13 protein-coding genes are annotated in these 14,024 nt (G+C 71.1%); 7 read left to right on the top strand and 6 right to left on the bottom strand.

All coding sequences use genetic code 11. The annotated features are described in order from the left end of the window. The first annotated feature begins 44 nt into the window (after positions 1-44). Positions 45-638: a histidine phosphatase family protein gene (locus AC07F0_RS29270; RefSeq protein ID WP_478983057.1), complete on the top strand. Its 594-nt coding sequence runs from the start codon at positions 45-47 to the stop codon at positions 636-638. A gap of 127 nt (positions 639-765) precedes the next feature. Here the strand turns inward: AC07F0_RS29270 and AC07F0_RS29265 are convergent, their stop codons facing one another. Then, positions 766-1,224: a DUF6314 family protein gene (locus tag AC07F0_RS29265; protein WP_478983100.1), complete on the bottom strand. Its 459-nt coding sequence runs from the start codon at positions 1,222-1,224 to the stop codon at positions 766-768. A gap of 135 nt (positions 1,225-1,359) precedes the next feature. On the opposite strand from AC07F0_RS29265, the gene AC07F0_RS29260 reads away from it, so the two are divergent. After that, complete coding sequence (locus AC07F0_RS29260) at positions 1,360-3,843, top strand: alpha-L-arabinofuranosidase C-terminal domain-containing protein (protein ID WP_478983056.1); 2,484 nt, start codon at positions 1,360-1,362, stop codon at positions 3,841-3,843. A 70-nt stretch (positions 3,844-3,913) separates the two neighbouring features. Here the strand turns inward: AC07F0_RS29260 and AC07F0_RS29255 are convergent, their stop codons facing one another. Continuing rightward, on the bottom strand, positions 3,914-4,657 hold the full coding sequence (locus tag AC07F0_RS29255; protein WP_478983055.1) for a VOC family protein: 744 nt from the start codon (positions 4,655-4,657) through the stop codon (positions 3,914-3,916). Positions 4,658-4,857: 200 nt separating this feature from the next. On the opposite strand from AC07F0_RS29255, the gene argC reads away from it, so the two are divergent. From argC to AC07F0_RS29230, 5 genes are read left to right on the top strand one after another with little or no spacing between them, the layout of a single operon-like run. After that, complete coding sequence (gene argC, locus AC07F0_RS29250; RefSeq protein ID WP_478983054.1) at positions 4,858-5,886, top strand: N-acetyl-gamma-glutamyl-phosphate reductase; 1,029 nt, start codon at positions 4,858-4,860, stop codon at positions 5,884-5,886. After that, positions 5,883-7,034: a bifunctional glutamate N-acetyltransferase/amino-acid acetyltransferase ArgJ gene (gene argJ, locus AC07F0_RS29245; protein WP_436730074.1), complete on the top strand. Its 1,152-nt coding sequence runs from the start codon at positions 5,883-5,885 to the stop codon at positions 7,032-7,034. Before argC ends, argJ begins: the two co-directional genes overlap by 4 nt. After that, the gene (argB, locus tag AC07F0_RS29240; RefSeq protein ID WP_436730073.1) at positions 7,031-7,954 is read left to right on the top strand and encodes an acetylglutamate kinase; all 924 of its coding nucleotides are present in this window, start codon (positions 7,031-7,033) and stop codon (positions 7,952-7,954) included. The genes argJ and argB overlap by 4 nt, the downstream gene beginning before the upstream one ends. Then, positions 7,951-9,153, top strand: a complete 1,203-nt coding sequence (locus AC07F0_RS29235; protein ID WP_478983053.1) for an acetylornithine transaminase — start codon at positions 7,951-7,953, stop codon at positions 9,151-9,153. Before argB ends, AC07F0_RS29235 begins: the two co-directional genes overlap by 4 nt. Positions 9,154-9,160: 7 nt before the next feature. Continuing rightward, positions 9,161-9,706: an arginine repressor gene (locus AC07F0_RS29230; protein WP_086561825.1), complete on the top strand. Its 546-nt coding sequence runs from the start codon at positions 9,161-9,163 to the stop codon at positions 9,704-9,706. Positions 9,707-9,880: 174 nt separating this feature from the next. Here AC07F0_RS29230 and AC07F0_RS29225 read toward each other — a convergent pair whose 3' ends face one another. The 4 genes from AC07F0_RS29225 to AC07F0_RS29210 form a co-directional block, all read right to left on the bottom strand. Then, on the bottom strand, positions 9,881-10,684 hold the full coding sequence (locus AC07F0_RS29225) for an FAD:protein FMN transferase (protein WP_478983052.1): 804 nt from the start codon (positions 10,682-10,684) through the stop codon (positions 9,881-9,883). Continuing rightward, the gene (locus AC07F0_RS29220) at positions 10,677-11,765 is read right to left on the bottom strand and encodes an FMN-binding protein (protein WP_478983051.1); all 1,089 of its coding nucleotides are present in this window, start codon (positions 11,763-11,765) and stop codon (positions 10,677-10,679) included. Before AC07F0_RS29220 ends, AC07F0_RS29225 begins: the two co-directional genes overlap by 8 nt. Before the next feature lie 40 nt (positions 11,766-11,805). Then, positions 11,806-13,188: a ferredoxin reductase family protein gene (locus AC07F0_RS29215; protein WP_478983050.1), complete on the bottom strand. Its 1,383-nt coding sequence runs from the start codon at positions 13,186-13,188 to the stop codon at positions 11,806-11,808. A gap of 136 nt (positions 13,189-13,324) precedes the next feature. Continuing rightward, positions 13,325-14,023 carry a L,D-transpeptidase family protein gene (locus tag AC07F0_RS29210; RefSeq protein WP_478983049.1) on the bottom strand — a complete coding sequence of 233 codons (699 nt, stop codon included), beginning with the start codon at positions 14,021-14,023 and terminating at the stop codon, positions 13,325-13,327. Between the last annotated feature and the right edge of the window lies 1 nt (position 14,024).

Raw genomic sequence — 14,024 nt, 5'->3', positions numbered from 1 at the left:
TAATGCCTCTTGACCTGCGTACATGCGGCGCTCACCATCACCGCATGCCACTTCGGGTCACGTTCGTCGCCGCCGCGCGCAGCTCCCCGCTGCTCGCCGAACGCTTCGAGGACGACCGGCCGCTGGACCAGGCCGGCTGGAGTGAGGTGGAGCGCGTCGCACACGAGCTGCTGCCGCTCGCCGCGGCCGAGCTGCGCTACTGCTCGCCGACCCCGCGCAGCCGTGCGACGGGGGAGGGGCTCGGGTACGCGCCGCTCGTGCAACTCGGCCTGCGGGACTGCGACATGGGCCGCTGGCGCGGGCTGACCCTGGGCGAGGCGATGGCCCGGGAGCCGGAGGCGGTGGACGCCTGGCTCGCCGACCCGCGCGCCACACCGCACGGCGGGGAGTCGCTGGTGGACTTCATCACCCGCGTCGGCGGCTGGCTCGACACCCGGCCCGTCGAGGACGGCTGCCGGGTCGTGGCCGTCGCCGAGCCGTCCGTGATCCGCGCCGCCCTGGTGTACGTCCTGAAGGCACCGCCCTCGAGCTACTGGAACATCGACGTCCGCCCGCTGTCGACGACCGCCGTGACGGGCCGGGCGGGGCGCTGGAACCTGCGCTTCGACGGGGTGTCGGCTCAGACGTCCCGCGCGTAGCCGGTTCGGAGTTCGCGGGCGTAGCTCGCTTCGGACCGTGGGCTCGTAGCCGGTTCACACGTCGCTGGCGTCGCTCGTTTCGGACGTCGCGCTGGCAGCCGGTCCGCACTGCGCGCACGCAGCCATGTCAGACCTCGCGGGCGTATGCGGTGCGCAGGACGAGGTCCTTGGCCGGGCCGCGTACGTGCCACACCGTTTGCCAGTGGTCCGCGTCCCGGACGGTGAACTCGCCCCGGTAGAGGTCCGCCGCGCAGGGGTGGTCGGCGACGTGCCGCCCGGATGTCAGGTCCAGGTCGTGGAAGGGCCGCCCGTCCGCGAACCGCACGTCCGCCGTGCCGCCCGGACCCGGCAGGAACCGCAGCCTCCGTTCGGCGGGCCGGGCGACGCCCTGCCAGACGAACGTGCCGGACTCGTGGTGCAGCAGCCCTGCGCCCTCGAGCGGCCTGCCGCCCTCCACCGCGGTGAACACGGTCGTTCCGGAGAACTCCCCCTGCTCGCCGCTCGCGAGATCCCGCACCGACCGGGCCACGCGCCAGCGCCCGGCCAGGTACGCCAGTACATCCGGCACTGGCCAGAACTCGCCCATCCCGTACCGCTCTCCGTCCCAGCCGTTGCTGCGCGACCCATTGACGCGCATCCGCCCCCTCCCTATCTTGCCGTTCGAAGTGCTGATCAATGTCTGATATTTCGAACACTCCAACCAGAGAGCCGCGGAGTATCCATGCCACGCACCGCCCGCACCCGATGGAGAGTCGGTCTTACGACCACCGCCCTCCTGACGGCAGCAGCCCTCGTACCGGCCCCCGCGCACGCCGAGGACGTCACCGACTACGCGATCACCGTCGACCCGTCCGCCAAGGGAGCGGCGATCGACGACACGATGTACGGCGTCTTCTTCGAGGACATCAACCGGGCCGCCGACGGCGGTCTGTACGCCGAGCTCGTGCAGAACCGCTCCTTCGAGTACTCCACCGCCGACAACGGCTCCTACACGCCCCTGACCTCCTGGACGGCCGGCGGCACGGCCGAGGTCGTGAACGATCCGGGCCGCCTCAACGAGCGCAACCGCAACTACCTCTCCCTGGGCGCCGGTTCCTCCGTGACGAACGCCGGCTACAACACCGGCATCAGGGTCGAGCAGGGCAAGAAGTACGACTTCTCGGTGTGGGCCCGAGCGGAGAGCGGCAGCACGCTCACCGTCTCCCTCAAGGACGCGGCGGGCACGCTGGCCACCGCCCGGCAGGTCGCCGTCAAGGGCGGCTGGGCCAAGTACAAAGCCACCTTCACCGCGAGCCGCACCAGCAACCGCGGCCGCCTCGCCGTGGCCTCGACGAACGCCGCCGCGCTCGACGAGATCTCGCTGTTCCCGCGCGACACCTACAAGAACCAGCCGAACGGCCTGCGCAAGGACCTCGCCGAGAAGATCGCCGCCCTGAAGCCCGGCTTCGTGCGCTTCCCCGGCGGCTGCCTGGTCAACACCGGCTCCATGGAGGACTACAGCGAGGCCTCGAACTGGCAGCGCAAGCGCAGCTACCAGTGGAAGGACACCATCGGACCCGTAGAGCAGCGCGCCACCAACGCCAACTTCTGGGGCTACAACCAGAGCTACGGCCTCGGCTACTACGAGTACTTCCGCTTCGCCGAGGACATCGGCGCCATGCCGCTGCCCGTCGTCCCCGCCCTGGTGACCGGCTGCGGCCAGAACAAGGCCACCGACGACGACGCCCTGCTCAAGCGGCACATCCAGGACACCCTCGACCTCATCGAGTTCGCCAATGGCCCGGCGACCTCCAAGTGGGGCAAAGTGCGTGCGCAGATGGGCCACCCCAAGCCCTTCCACCTGACCCACCTCGGTGTCGGCAACGAGGAGAACCTCTCGAAGGAGTTCTTCGCCCGCTTCCAGCAGTTCCGGGCCGCCATCGAGGCCAAGTACCCGGACATCACCGTCATCTCCAACTCCGGCCCGGACGACGCCGGCACGACCTTCGACACCGCCTGGCAGCTCAACCGCGAGGGCAAGGTCGACATGGTCGACGAGCACTACTACAACAGCCCGAACTGGTTCCTGCAGAACAACGACCGCTACGACTCCTACGACCGCAAGGGCCCCAAGGTCTTCCTCGGCGAGTACGCCTCCCAGGGAAACGCCTGGAAGAACGGCCTCTCCGAAGCCGCCTACATGACCGGCCTGGAGCGCAACGCGGACATCGTCAAGCTCGCCTCGTACGCCCCGCTGCTCGCCAACGAGGACTACGTGCAGTGGCGGCCGGACATGATCTGGTTCAACAACCACGCCTCCTGGAACTCGGCCAACTACGAGGTCCAGAAGCTGTTCATGACCAACGTCGGCGACCGCGTCGTCCCGTCGAAGGCCACGACCACGCCGAACGTCAGCGGCCCGATCACCGGTGCCGTCGGCCTGTCCACGTGGGCGACCAGCGCCGCGTACGACGACGTGAAGGTCACCGCTGCGGACGGCTCGACGCTGCTCAGCGACGACTTCTCCGGTGACGCCTCGAAGTGGACCACGAGTGGCCGGGGCAGCTGGAGCGTCCAGGACGGGCAGTACGTCCAGACCGACACCGCTGCCGAGAACACCATGGTCACGGCGGGCGACCCGGCCTGGAAGGACTACGACCTGCATGTGAAGGCCACCAAGAAGTCCGGCAAGGAGGGCTTCCTCGTCGCCTTCGGCGTCAAGGACACCGGCAACTACTACTGGTGGAACCTGGGCGGCTGGAACAACACCCAGTCCGCGATCGAGCAGGCCGTCGGCAGCGGCAAGGGCACGCTGATGACGAAGGCCGGGTCGATCGAGACGGGCCGCGCCTACGACATCGACATCAAGGTGCGCGGCCGTCAGGTCACCCTGTTCCTGGACGGCAAGGAGTGGGGCACCTTCAAGGACGACAAGCCGGCCGAGCCGTTCCGCCAGGTCGTCACCAAGGACGCGAAGACCGGTGACCTGATCGTCAAGGTCGTCAACGCCCAGTCCGCCGAGGCCCGTACGGCCGTCGACCTGGGTGGCGCGAAGGTCGCCTCCACGGCCCGCGTGACCACGCTGGCCGCCGACGAGGACGCGGTGAACACCGAGACGGACACGCCGGTGACGCCGGTGACGTCCACGTTCCGGGGGGTGGACCGGAAGTTCACCTACACCTTCCCGGCGAACTCCGTCACGTTCCTGCGGATCAAGCAGAGGTAGCAAGCACCTCGCGTGGGCCGCTGCCCCCCGGGGTGGTGGCCCACGCTCGTGGGTGTCGCCGGGATCCGCGTCAGCGCGGGCCGAGGACGCAGAACTCATGGCCCTCCGGGTCGGACAGGCACGTCCACGGGACGTCGCCCTGGCCGAGGTCGAGGTCGGTGGCACCGAGGGTTTTCAACCGGGCCACCTCCGCCGCCTTGTCGTCACCGGGGTACGGCAGCAGGTCGACGTGGACGCGGTCCGGCACGGTCTTCGCCTCGGACGAGCGGCGGAACTCGAGGTACGGGCCGACTCCCTGGGCGGAGCGCAGCACCGCGTGTTCGTCCGTCACCTCGTGCAGGGTCCAGTCCGTCGCCTCGCCCCAGAACCGGGCCATGGCCCGCGGATCGACGCAGTCGACCACCACCCGGGCGATCGGCCCGGTGTCCCGGTAGATCTCCCGGGGCTCCAGCACACAGAACTCGTTTCCCTCCGGGTCGGCGAGGACCGTCCACGGCACGTCGCCCTGGCCCACGTCGGCGGGCGTCGCACCGAGAGCCTTCAGCCGCGCGACCCACTCCGCCTGATGGGCCGCGGAGGTGGTGGCGAGATCGAGGTGCACACGGTTCTTCGTCGCTGTCTTGGGTTCCGGGACGGTGACGACGTCGATGCAGACGGCGACCGGGTCCGGCCAGACGAAGCCGTCGCCGGGTTCCACGTTGGTCACGCCGGGCCCCTCGCTGGAGACACCCCAGCCGAGCGCCTCCGCCCAGAACCGGCCGATCGCCGAGTCGTCAAGGGCCTTTATGTTCACCTGAACAGGTCGCAGTGCCATGCCGGTGATCTTATGTACTCGCTCGGCAACGGCACCCCGAATTCGGCCTGCCGCCGACGTATCGAAAACCGGCTACGCCGTCGCAACGGCCCTTCGCCTCCCATGGAAGGCGCGCCGGAGGCAGCCGCTCGCACGCGGAGTTCCTGATTGCATAAAACTGCAGAGAAACGTATAGTCATGCCCTCTAAGGAGGAGGTTCCATGGCGGTACGTGCGGCAGTGGCCGGAGCGAGTGGATACGCGGGCGGGGAACTGCTGCGTCTGCTCCTGGCGCACCCCGAGGTCGAGATCGGCGCCCTGACCGGCAACTCCAACGCCGGGCAGACGCTCGGTGCGCTCCAGCCGCACCTGCTGCCCCTGGCCGGCCGGGTGCTCCAGGAGACCACGCCGGAGGTGCTCGACGGCCACGACGTCGTGTTCCTCGCGCTGCCCCACGGGCAGTCCGCCGCCGTCGCCGAGCGGCTCGGGCCGGACGTGCTGGTGATCGACATGGGCGCCGACTTCCGGCTGACGGACGCCGTCGCCTGGGAGAAGTTCTACGGCTCGCCGCACGCCGGAACCTGGCCCTACGGCCTTCCCGAACTGCCGGGCGCCCGCGCCGCGCTGGAGGGGTCCAAGCGCGTCGCGGTGCCCGGCTGCTACCCCACGGCCGTGTCGCTGGCGCTCTTCCCGGCGTACGCCGCCGGGCTCGCCGAGGCCGAGGCCGTGATCGTCGCCGCGTCCGGCACCTCCGGCGCGGGCAAGGCGCCCAAGCCGCACCTGCTGGGCAGCGAGGTCATGGGCTCGATGTCCCCGTACGGCGTCGGCGGCGGGCACCGGCACACCCCCGAGATCACCCAGAACCTCAGCGCGGCCGCCGGCGAGCCGGTCTCGGTCTCCTTCACGCCGACCCTCGCGCCCATGCCCCGCGGCATCCTCGCCACGTGCAGCGCGAAGGCGAAGGACGGGGTCACCGCCGAGTCCCTGCGCGCCGCCTACGAGAAGGCGTTCGCCGACGAGCCCTTCGTGCACCTGCTGCCCGAGGGCCAGTGGCCCGCCACGGCGTCCGTCTATGGTTCGAACGCCGTTCAGGTGCAGGTCGCACACGACACGGCCGCCGGACGGATCATCGTGATCAGCGCCATCGACAACCTCACCAAGGGCACCGCCGGCGGTGCCGTCCAGAGCATGAACATCGCCCTGGGGCTCGACGAGACCACCGGACTGACGACGATCGGAGTTGCGCCGTGAGTGTGACGGCAGCGAAGGGATTCACGGCGGCGGGCATCGCCGCCGGAATCAAGGAGAACGGCAACCCCGACCTGGCCCTCGTGGTCAACACCGGGCCCCGCCGCGCCGCCGCCGGCGTCTTCACCTCCAACCGCGTGAAGGCCGCCCCGGTGCTGTGGTCCGAGCAGGTCATGAAGAGCGGCCAGGTCTCCGCCGTCGTCCTCAACTCCGGCGGAGCCAACGCCTGCACGGGCCCGAAGGGCTTCCAGGACGCGCACGCGACGGCCGAGAAGGTCGCCGAGGTCCTCGGGCGGGGCGCCATCGAGGTCGCCGTCTGCTCGACCGGCCTGATCGGCATCCTCCTGCCGATGGACAAACTGCTCCCGGGCGTGGAGCAGGCAGCCGAGTCGCTGAGCGAGCACGGCGGTGAGAAGGCCGCCATCGCCATCAAGACCACCGACACCGTCCACAAGACGTCCGTCGTCACCAAGGACGGCTGGACCGTCGGCGGCATGGCCAAGGGTGCGGGCATGCTCGCCCCCGGCCTCGCCACGATGCTCGTCGTCCTCACCACCGACGCCGACCTGGACAACGACGTACTCGACAAGGCGCTGCGGGCGGCCACCCGGACGACCTTCGACCGGGTCGACTCCGACGGCTGCATGTCCACCAACGACACCGTGCTGCTGCTCGCCTCCGGCGCGGCCGAAGTCACCCCGGAGTACGAGGAGTTCGCCGAGGCCGTCCGGCAGGTCTGCGACGACCTCGGGCAGCAGCTCATCCGGGACGCCGAGGGCGCCAGCAAGGACATCAAGGTCGAGGTGATCAACGCCGCGACCGAGGACGACGCCGTCGAGGTGGGCCGCTCCATCGCCCGCAACAACCTCCTCAAGTGCGCGATCCACGGTGAGGACCCCAACTGGGGGCGCGTCCTGTCCGCCATCGGCACGACGAAGGCCGCCTTCGAGCCCGACCGGCTCAACGTCGCCATCAACGGCGTCTGGGTGTGCAAGAACGGCGGTGTCGGCGAGGACCGCGACAAGGTCGACATGCGCTACCGCGAGGTCCACATCGTCGCCGACCTCGCCGCCGGGTCCGAGACCGCGACCATCTGGACCAACGACCTCACCGCGGACTACGTCCACGAGAACAGCGCGTACTCGTCATGAGCACTACGCGTAAGCACACCGCCCTGCCCAAGGCGCAGATCCTCATCGAGGCGCTGCCGTGGCTGGTCCGGCACAACGGCAAGACGGTCGTCATCAAGTTCGGTGGCAACGCCATGATCGACGAGGATCTGAAGGCCGCCTTCGCCCAGGACGTCGTCTTCCTGCACCACGCCGGCCTCAAGCCCGTCGTCGTGCACGGCGGCGGCCCGCAGATCAGCGCCGCCCTCGACCAGCACGGCATCGTCAGCGAGTTCAAGGCGGGCCTCAGGGTGACCACCGAGGACGCCATGGACGTCGTACGGATGGTGCTGGCCGGCCAGGTGCAGCGCGAGCTGGTCGGGCTGCTCAACCAGCACGGCCCGCTCGCCGTCGGCCTGACGGGCGAGGACGCGCACACCATCACCGCCACCAAGCACCAGCCCGAGATCGACGGCGAACTGGTCGACATCGGCCGGGTCGGCGAGATCACCGCGATCGACACCGGCGCGATCGAGGCCCTGCTCGCCGACGGCCGCATTCCGGTCGTCTCCTCGATCGCCCGCTCCCAGGACGACGGACATGTCTACAACGTCAATGCTGATACGGCGGCTGCGGCACTCGCTGCTGCACTGGGCGCCGAAACCCTCATGGTCCTCACGGACGTCGAGGGACTCTACGAGGACTGGCCGAACAGCGACGAGGTGATCAGCCGCCTCACCGCCTCCGAGCTGGAGCGGCTGCTGCCGGACCTCTCCTCCGGCATGGTGCCGAAGATGGAGGGCTGCCTGCACGCCGTGCGGGGCGGCGTCACCACCGCCCGGGTCATCGACGGCCGGGTCCAGCACTCGATCCTGCTGGAGATCTTCACCGACGAGGGGATCGGCACGATGGTCGTGGCCGACGAGAAGCCCGAGGGACCGGGCGGACAGGGGGAGTCGTGAGCAACCAGGAACTGACGGCGCGGTGGCAGAGCGCGCTCATGAACAACTACGGCACCCCGAGGCTCCCGCTCGTCCGCGGTGCGGGCACCAGGCTGTGGGACGCCGACGGCAAGCAGTACCTGGACTTCGTCGGCGGCATCGCGGTCAACGCGCTCGGCCACGCCCACCCGGCCGTCGTCGAGGCCGTGAGCCGGCAGATCGCCACCCTCGGACATGTCTCCAACCTGTTCGTCGCCGAGCCACCGGTCGCGCTCGCCGAACGGCTGCTCCAGCTCTTCGGCCGCGACGGCAAGGTCTACTTCTGCAACTCCGGCGCCGAGGCCAACGAGGGCGCCTTCAAGATCGGCCGGCTCACCGGGCGGACCCACATGGTCGCGACCCAGGGCGGCTTCCACGGCCGCACCATGGGCGCCCTCGCGCTCACCGGCCAGCCCGGCAAGCGGGAACCCTTCCTGCCGCTGCCCGGCGACGTCACGCACGTCCCCTACGGCGACGCGCAGGCGCTGGCCGCCGCGGTGACGGACGAGACGGCCCTGGTCATCATCGAGCCGGTCCAGGGCGAGAACGGCGCCGTGGTCCCGCCCGCCGGCTACCTCAAGGCCGCCCGGGCCATCACCGCCGCCACCGGCGCGCTGCTCGTCCTCGACGAGGTGCAGACCGGCGTCGGCCGGACCGGGCACTGGTTCGAGTACCAGGCACACGAGGGCGTGCTGCCGGATGTCGTCACCCTCGCCAAGGGCCTCGGCGGCGGACTGCCCCTCGGCGCGACCGTCGCCTTCGGACGCGCCGCCGAGCTGCTCCAGCCCGGCCACCACGGCACGACCTTCGGCGGCAACCCCGTCGCCTGCGCCGCCGGGCTCGCCGTCCTCGACACCATCGAGAACGAGGGGTTGCTGCAGAACGTCAAGCGGCAGAGCGAGAAGTTGCGGGACGGAATCGAGGCCCTCGGCCACGAGTTGATCGATTACGTCCGGGGCGCGGGTCTCCTCCTGGGTATCGTGCTCACCGAGCCGCTCGCGCCCCAGGTGCAGCAGGCGGCTCAGGACGCCGGCCTCCTGGTGAACGCGCCCGCCCCCGACGTCGTACGGCTCATGCCGCCGCTGAACATCGCCGACGACGAGGTGGACGCCTTCCTCCGGGCGCTGCCCGGCGTCCTCGACGCAAGCGCAGCCGACGGGGACGGACGATCCGGGGAATGAGACGACGATGAGCCAGGCGCAGGACCACGAGCAGCCGGGGGCGAACGGGCCCGCCGTGCCGCAGACCCGCACCGCACGCCACCGCCGGATCGTGGACATCCTCAACCGGCAGCCCGTGCGGTCGCAGAGCCAGCTGGCGAAGCTGCTCGCCGACGACGGGCTGAGCGTCACGCAGGCGACGCTCTCCCGGGACCTGGACGAGCTGAACGCGGTGAAGATCCGCAACGCCGACGGCGACCTGATCTACGCGGTGCCGAGCGAGGGCGGTTTCCGCACGCCGCGCGCTCCACTGGGCGGGTCGGCGAAGGAGGAGCGGATGCGGCGGCTCTCGCAGGAGCTGCTGATCTCCGCGGAGGCTTCGGCGAACCTCGTGGTCCTGCGGACTCCTCCGGGGGCTGCGCAGTTCCTGGCGTCGGCGATCGACCAGGCCGAGCTCCACGACATCCTGGGGACGATCGCCGGTGACGACACGTTGCTGTTGATCAGCCGGAACCCTGACGGCGGGCAGGCGCTGGCCGACCACTTGCTGAGGCTGGCGCAGAACGGGCATTGAGCGCCGTTGTGGTGTGCGGGGGAGCTGTGGCCGGTCGCGCAGTTCCCCGCGCCCCCGAGTCACTCGGCAGCGGGCAGTCGTGCCGCTTGGGGCGGCTTGGGGCGGCACCCGTCCCAAAGAAGCGGCACCCCGCCGGCGCGGGTGGAGCGAACGCCCCGCCCCCAGCCCCCCCGCTCACCCCAGCCGCGCAGCCAACCCCCCAGTACAGCGCACCTCATCGCCGGCCGTGATCAACAGCGCCTCAACCCCGGGCAGCGACTCCAGCCAGGCCAGCCCCTCCCGCGACCCCATCGCGAACGCCGCCGTGGCCCAGCAGTCCGCCCACGTCAGCCGGGGCCCCACCACTGTCACGGCGACCAGGTCGGTCACAGCCGAACGCCCGGTCCGCGGGTCGACGATATGCGCCCCCCGCTCCGCGGTCCCGGACGTGGCCACGGCCAGTTCGTCCACCCCCGCCGCGGAGACCACCGCCGCGAGACCCCCAGGCCGCAGGGGATCGGAAACCCCGACCCGCCACGGCCGCTGCGCCCCCGGAACCCCGAGCAACTGCACATCACCGCCGCCGTTGACGCTCACCCCGCTCACCCCGGGCACCGACGCCAGCCGCCGCGCCGCGCGCTCGACCGCCCAGCCCTTCACGATGCCGGTCGGATCCAGCCGGCCCCCGTACGACGTGCTGAACCAGCCGTCACTCAGCCGCTCCGCCTCGGCCGCCAGCTCCAGGACCTCGGCGACCTCGGGATCACACTCCTCGACCGTCAGCAGACCGCGTTGCAGCCGGGAGATCTGGCTGTCCTCGCGATAGGTGCTGAACACCTCGTCGACCTGGTGCAGCCCGGCGACGGCCTCGTCCACCGCCGCGCGCACGGCGCCGGGTTCCCCGCCGCGGACGTCGAAGGAGAAGACGGTCCCCATCGTCTCCTCCGCGTGACGTACCGCGGCGGGAGCCTGTGCGGAGTCGGCCACGGTGTCAGCCACCGGCCTGGTCCAGCGCCGACTGGAGGGACTGCTTGTAGCCGGCGCTGGTGTAGGTGGCTCCGGAGACCGCGTCGATCTGCGCGTTCCCGGCCGCGACGGCCGCCTGGTTGAGGCGGGGGATGGAAGCGGAGGTGATCTGGTCGCTGCGGCCGCCCTTGGGGGCCTGGACGGCTTCGGCCTTGGTGATCTTGCCGCCGGCGACGGTGATGCGGACCTGGACCGGGCCGTACTGCGTCTGCGCCACGCTGCCGGTGAGGGTCTGCGTCTGGGCCTGACCGCCCCCGGAGCCGGCGGCCTGGGAAGAACCGCCCCCGGAACCGGCGGCCTGGGAGGAGCCGCCCCCTGCCGGGGCCTTGTCCAGGGCGGACTGGAGGGACTTCTTGTAGCCGGCGCTGGTGTAGGTGGCTCCGGAGACCGCGTCGATCTGCGCGTTCCCGGCCGCGACGGCCGCCTGGTTGAGGCGGGGGATGGAAGCGGAGGTGATCTGGTCGCTGCGGCCGCCCTTGGGGGCCTGGACGGCTTCGGCCTTGGTGATCTTGCCGCCGGCGACGGTGACGCGGACCTGGACCGGGCCGTACTGCGTCTGCGCCACATCGCCCGTCAGGGTCTGGGCGTTGCCCGAGCCCTGCGCGCCGCCGGCCGAGGCCTTGGCCTTTTCCAGCGCCGACTGGAGGGACTTCTTGTAGCCGGCGCTGGTGTACGTCGCCCCGGACACGGCGTCGATGTCCGCGCTCTGGGCGGCGACCGCCGCCTGGTTGAGGCGGGGCACGGAGCTGGCGGTGATCTGGTCACTGCGGCCGCCCTTGGGGGCCTGCACCGCCTCGGACTGAGTGATCTTGCCGCCGCTCATGGTCAGGCGTACCTGCACCGGGCCGTACTGCGTCTGCACCGCGTCACCGGTGATCGCGCCGTTCACGCCGCCCTGCGGGGCCTGCCCGGCGGCCGCGGGCGGCAGCTGACCGCCCGCGGCCTGGGCGGAGCCCGGGTCGGAGGCCGGCTTCAGTGACAGCAGCAGCACGATCCCGGAGACGGTGGCTGCGCCGGCGAGCACGGCACGCCGGACGGGGTGAGACTTCCTCATCGTTTCTCAAGCTCCTGAAGGGCCGTTGATGTCCCGTCGCTCACATCTCGAACGACTCGTGATGGATACGGCGGGCGGGGACTCCCGCGCCGCGCAGTGCCTCGTACACCGACTGCGCGAAGCCGGGCGGCCCGCACATGAAGACGTCGTGGTCGCCGATGTCCGGGATCTTCCGCTGGAGTGACTCCGCGGAGATGTCGGGGCGTTCCCCGTCGGGGCTGTTGACCGCGTACATCAGCCGCGCCCCGCGCTCGTCGGCGATCTTGGCGAGTTCGCCCCACAGGGCCAGGTCCTGGGTGCTGTTGGCCCGGTAGAGCAGCGTGATGTCCCCGGACGCGCCCGGCAGGGTCTCGAACAGGGCCCGCATCGGGGTGATGCCGACACCGCCCGCGACCAGCAGCACCTTGCCGCGGCTGCGGCGCTGCGCGGTCATCGCGCCGTACGGGCCCTCCGCCCACACCTTGGTGCCGGGCTCGAGCTCGCGCAGCCGGGAGGTGTGGTCGCCGATCGCCTTGACGGTGATCCGCAGCATGTCCGGGCGGGGCGCCGCCGACAGCGAGTACGGGTGCGAACTGAAGCGCATGCCGGGCGCCTTGAACCGCCAGCGGAAGAACTGGCCCGCCTCCGCGCCCATCCGGTGCAGCTTGCGCCCGCCGATCAGCACGGACACGATGCCGGGGGTCTCCTCGATGACCGCCTCCACCCGCATGCGGTGCCGCAGGTTCAGCCGGATCGGCGTGAGGATCCGGAACCAGAGGACGAGCGCCGTCACCGCGCCGTACAGCCCGTACCAGAAGGTCTTCGCGGCGGGCTCGACGGCGAACTCGTTGCCGGTCGTGATCTGGTGCCAGAACGTCAGGTAGACGGCCGCGTAGGTGAGCAGGTGCACGTGGTACCAGGTGTCGTACCCGATCAGACGGCGGACGCCGCCGATCGAGAGGATCCCGATGACGAACAGCAGGCCCGTGCCGATGGCGGCCTTGCCCATGTCCGGCAGCTGGTTGATGGAGTCGATCGTCTGCTGGACGATGTCGCCGAGCCCCTTGCCCGCCTGCAGGGCGTAGCCCCACATGGTGAGGAAGACGTGCGCGAGGACCAGGCAGAGCGTGTACCGGCCGGTCATCGCGTGCCAGCGGGCGACCCGGTCGGTGCCCACCCGCCGCTCCAGCGCGGGCACCCGGGCCATCTGGAGCACCACCAGCGCCATGAGGTAGCCGGCGAGCAGGCCGGTGATCCGGCCCGCGGCCAGGATCTTGCTCGTGGTGTCCGCGAGGGACGGTGTGTTGTCCCACCACAGCCACAGCACGGCCGCCGCACCGGCCCACAGGGCGATCAGCAGCGGTACGGCCGGGGAGCGGCGCGGGCGGATGCGGCGCATCGTCTGACGGCGGGCGGCACGGCCGCCTGCGAGCGTGGTGGTCACGGTTCCTCCGTGGGGACTTGACCCTTGGCCCACAGATACGTGCCGGGACACGGGAGTGTTCAGCCGTGCACCGAGTCGTGTGCTTGCAGGAGTGACCAGCGGTAACCCGAACAGGTTCCCCGGCGGCCTCCCGGCCCTAGTAGCGGGTCACGGCCGTGGTCCCGCTCGCCGTCCCGACGGCGATGTGCGGGCGCTGCGCCGGGTCGGCCCAGCGGAGGATCGTCCGCATGGCGCGCTTGGGCACGGACACGCAACCGGCCGTCGCCCCCCGCCCGTTGACATGGAGAAAGATGCCCGCGCCGCGTCCCCGCACGGGACGCTCGTAGTTGAAGCCGAGGACGAGCGCGTGAGCGTACCGCTCACCGTAGGTGATCAGATGCTCCGACTCGGCGGCCCGGCAGTCGGCCGCGCGGGGCTCGGTCCAGCGGTTGTAGGAGCGGGAGTCGTTGTCCTGGCACCACCAGGAGTCCCGGTGCACCCGGCGGTAGGTGTACGCCGTCCCGGGCGGCGCCGCCCGGATGCCGAAGGCGTACGGCAGGCCGTACAGCCCCGTGGGTGTCGTGTTCGTGCCCTGGGTGCGGGAGGCGCCCTCCACCAGCCCGTTCGCTCCGAAGCGCGCGGGCGCCGAGCCCGTCCGCACCCACCGCCCGCCCTCGCGGTCCCACCAGGTCACCGTGCCCGTCGTCGAGGCCGTCCGCGGGGCCACCGCGGTGATCAGCTGGGTGCCGCCGCCCGTGTCGGCCATCCGGGCCGGCAGCGGGGACGAGGGGGCGGGCGGCCCGGCGCCGAGCACGACGAGCGAGGAGACGGCGAGGGCGACGGCACCGGGGCGCATG

This window comes from Streptomyces sp. NPDC045955, assembly GCF_056430805.1.
Note: the sequence above shows the minus strand (reverse complement) of the source record. Positions and strands in the feature narration are given on the sequence as shown.

What these genes read in the sequence shown, in the direction of transcription:
- AC07F0_RS29270 (WP_478983057.1), top strand. Translation starts at nt 45, where the DNA reads ATGCCACTTCGGGTCACGTTCGTCGCCGCCGCGCGCAGCTCCCCGCTG.
- AC07F0_RS29265 (WP_478983100.1), bottom strand. Translation starts at nt 1,224, where the DNA reads ATGGGCGAGTTCTGGCCAGTGCCGGATGTACTGGCGTACCTGGCCGGG.
- AC07F0_RS29260 (WP_478983056.1), top strand. Translation starts at nt 1,360, where the DNA reads ATGCCACGCACCGCCCGCACCCGATGGAGAGTCGGTCTTACGACCACC.
- AC07F0_RS29255 (WP_478983055.1), bottom strand. Translation starts at nt 4,657, where the DNA reads ATGGCACTGCGACCTGTTCAGGTGAACATAAAGGCCCTTGACGACTCG.
- argC (WP_478983054.1), top strand. Translation starts at nt 4,858, where the DNA reads ATGGCGGTACGTGCGGCAGTGGCCGGAGCGAGTGGATACGCGGGCGGG.
- argB (WP_436730073.1), top strand. Translation starts at nt 7,031, where the DNA reads ATGAGCACTACGCGTAAGCACACCGCCCTGCCCAAGGCGCAGATCCTC.
- AC07F0_RS29230 (WP_086561825.1), top strand. Translation starts at nt 9,161, where the DNA reads ATGAGCCAGGCGCAGGACCACGAGCAGCCGGGGGCGAACGGGCCCGCC.
- AC07F0_RS29220 (WP_478983051.1), bottom strand. Translation starts at nt 11,765, where the DNA reads ATGAGGAAGTCTCACCCCGTCCGGCGTGCCGTGCTCGCCGGCGCAGCC.
- AC07F0_RS29210 (WP_478983049.1), bottom strand. Translation starts at nt 14,023, where the DNA reads ATGCGCCCCGGTGCCGTCGCCCTCGCCGTCTCCTCGCTCGTCGTGCTC.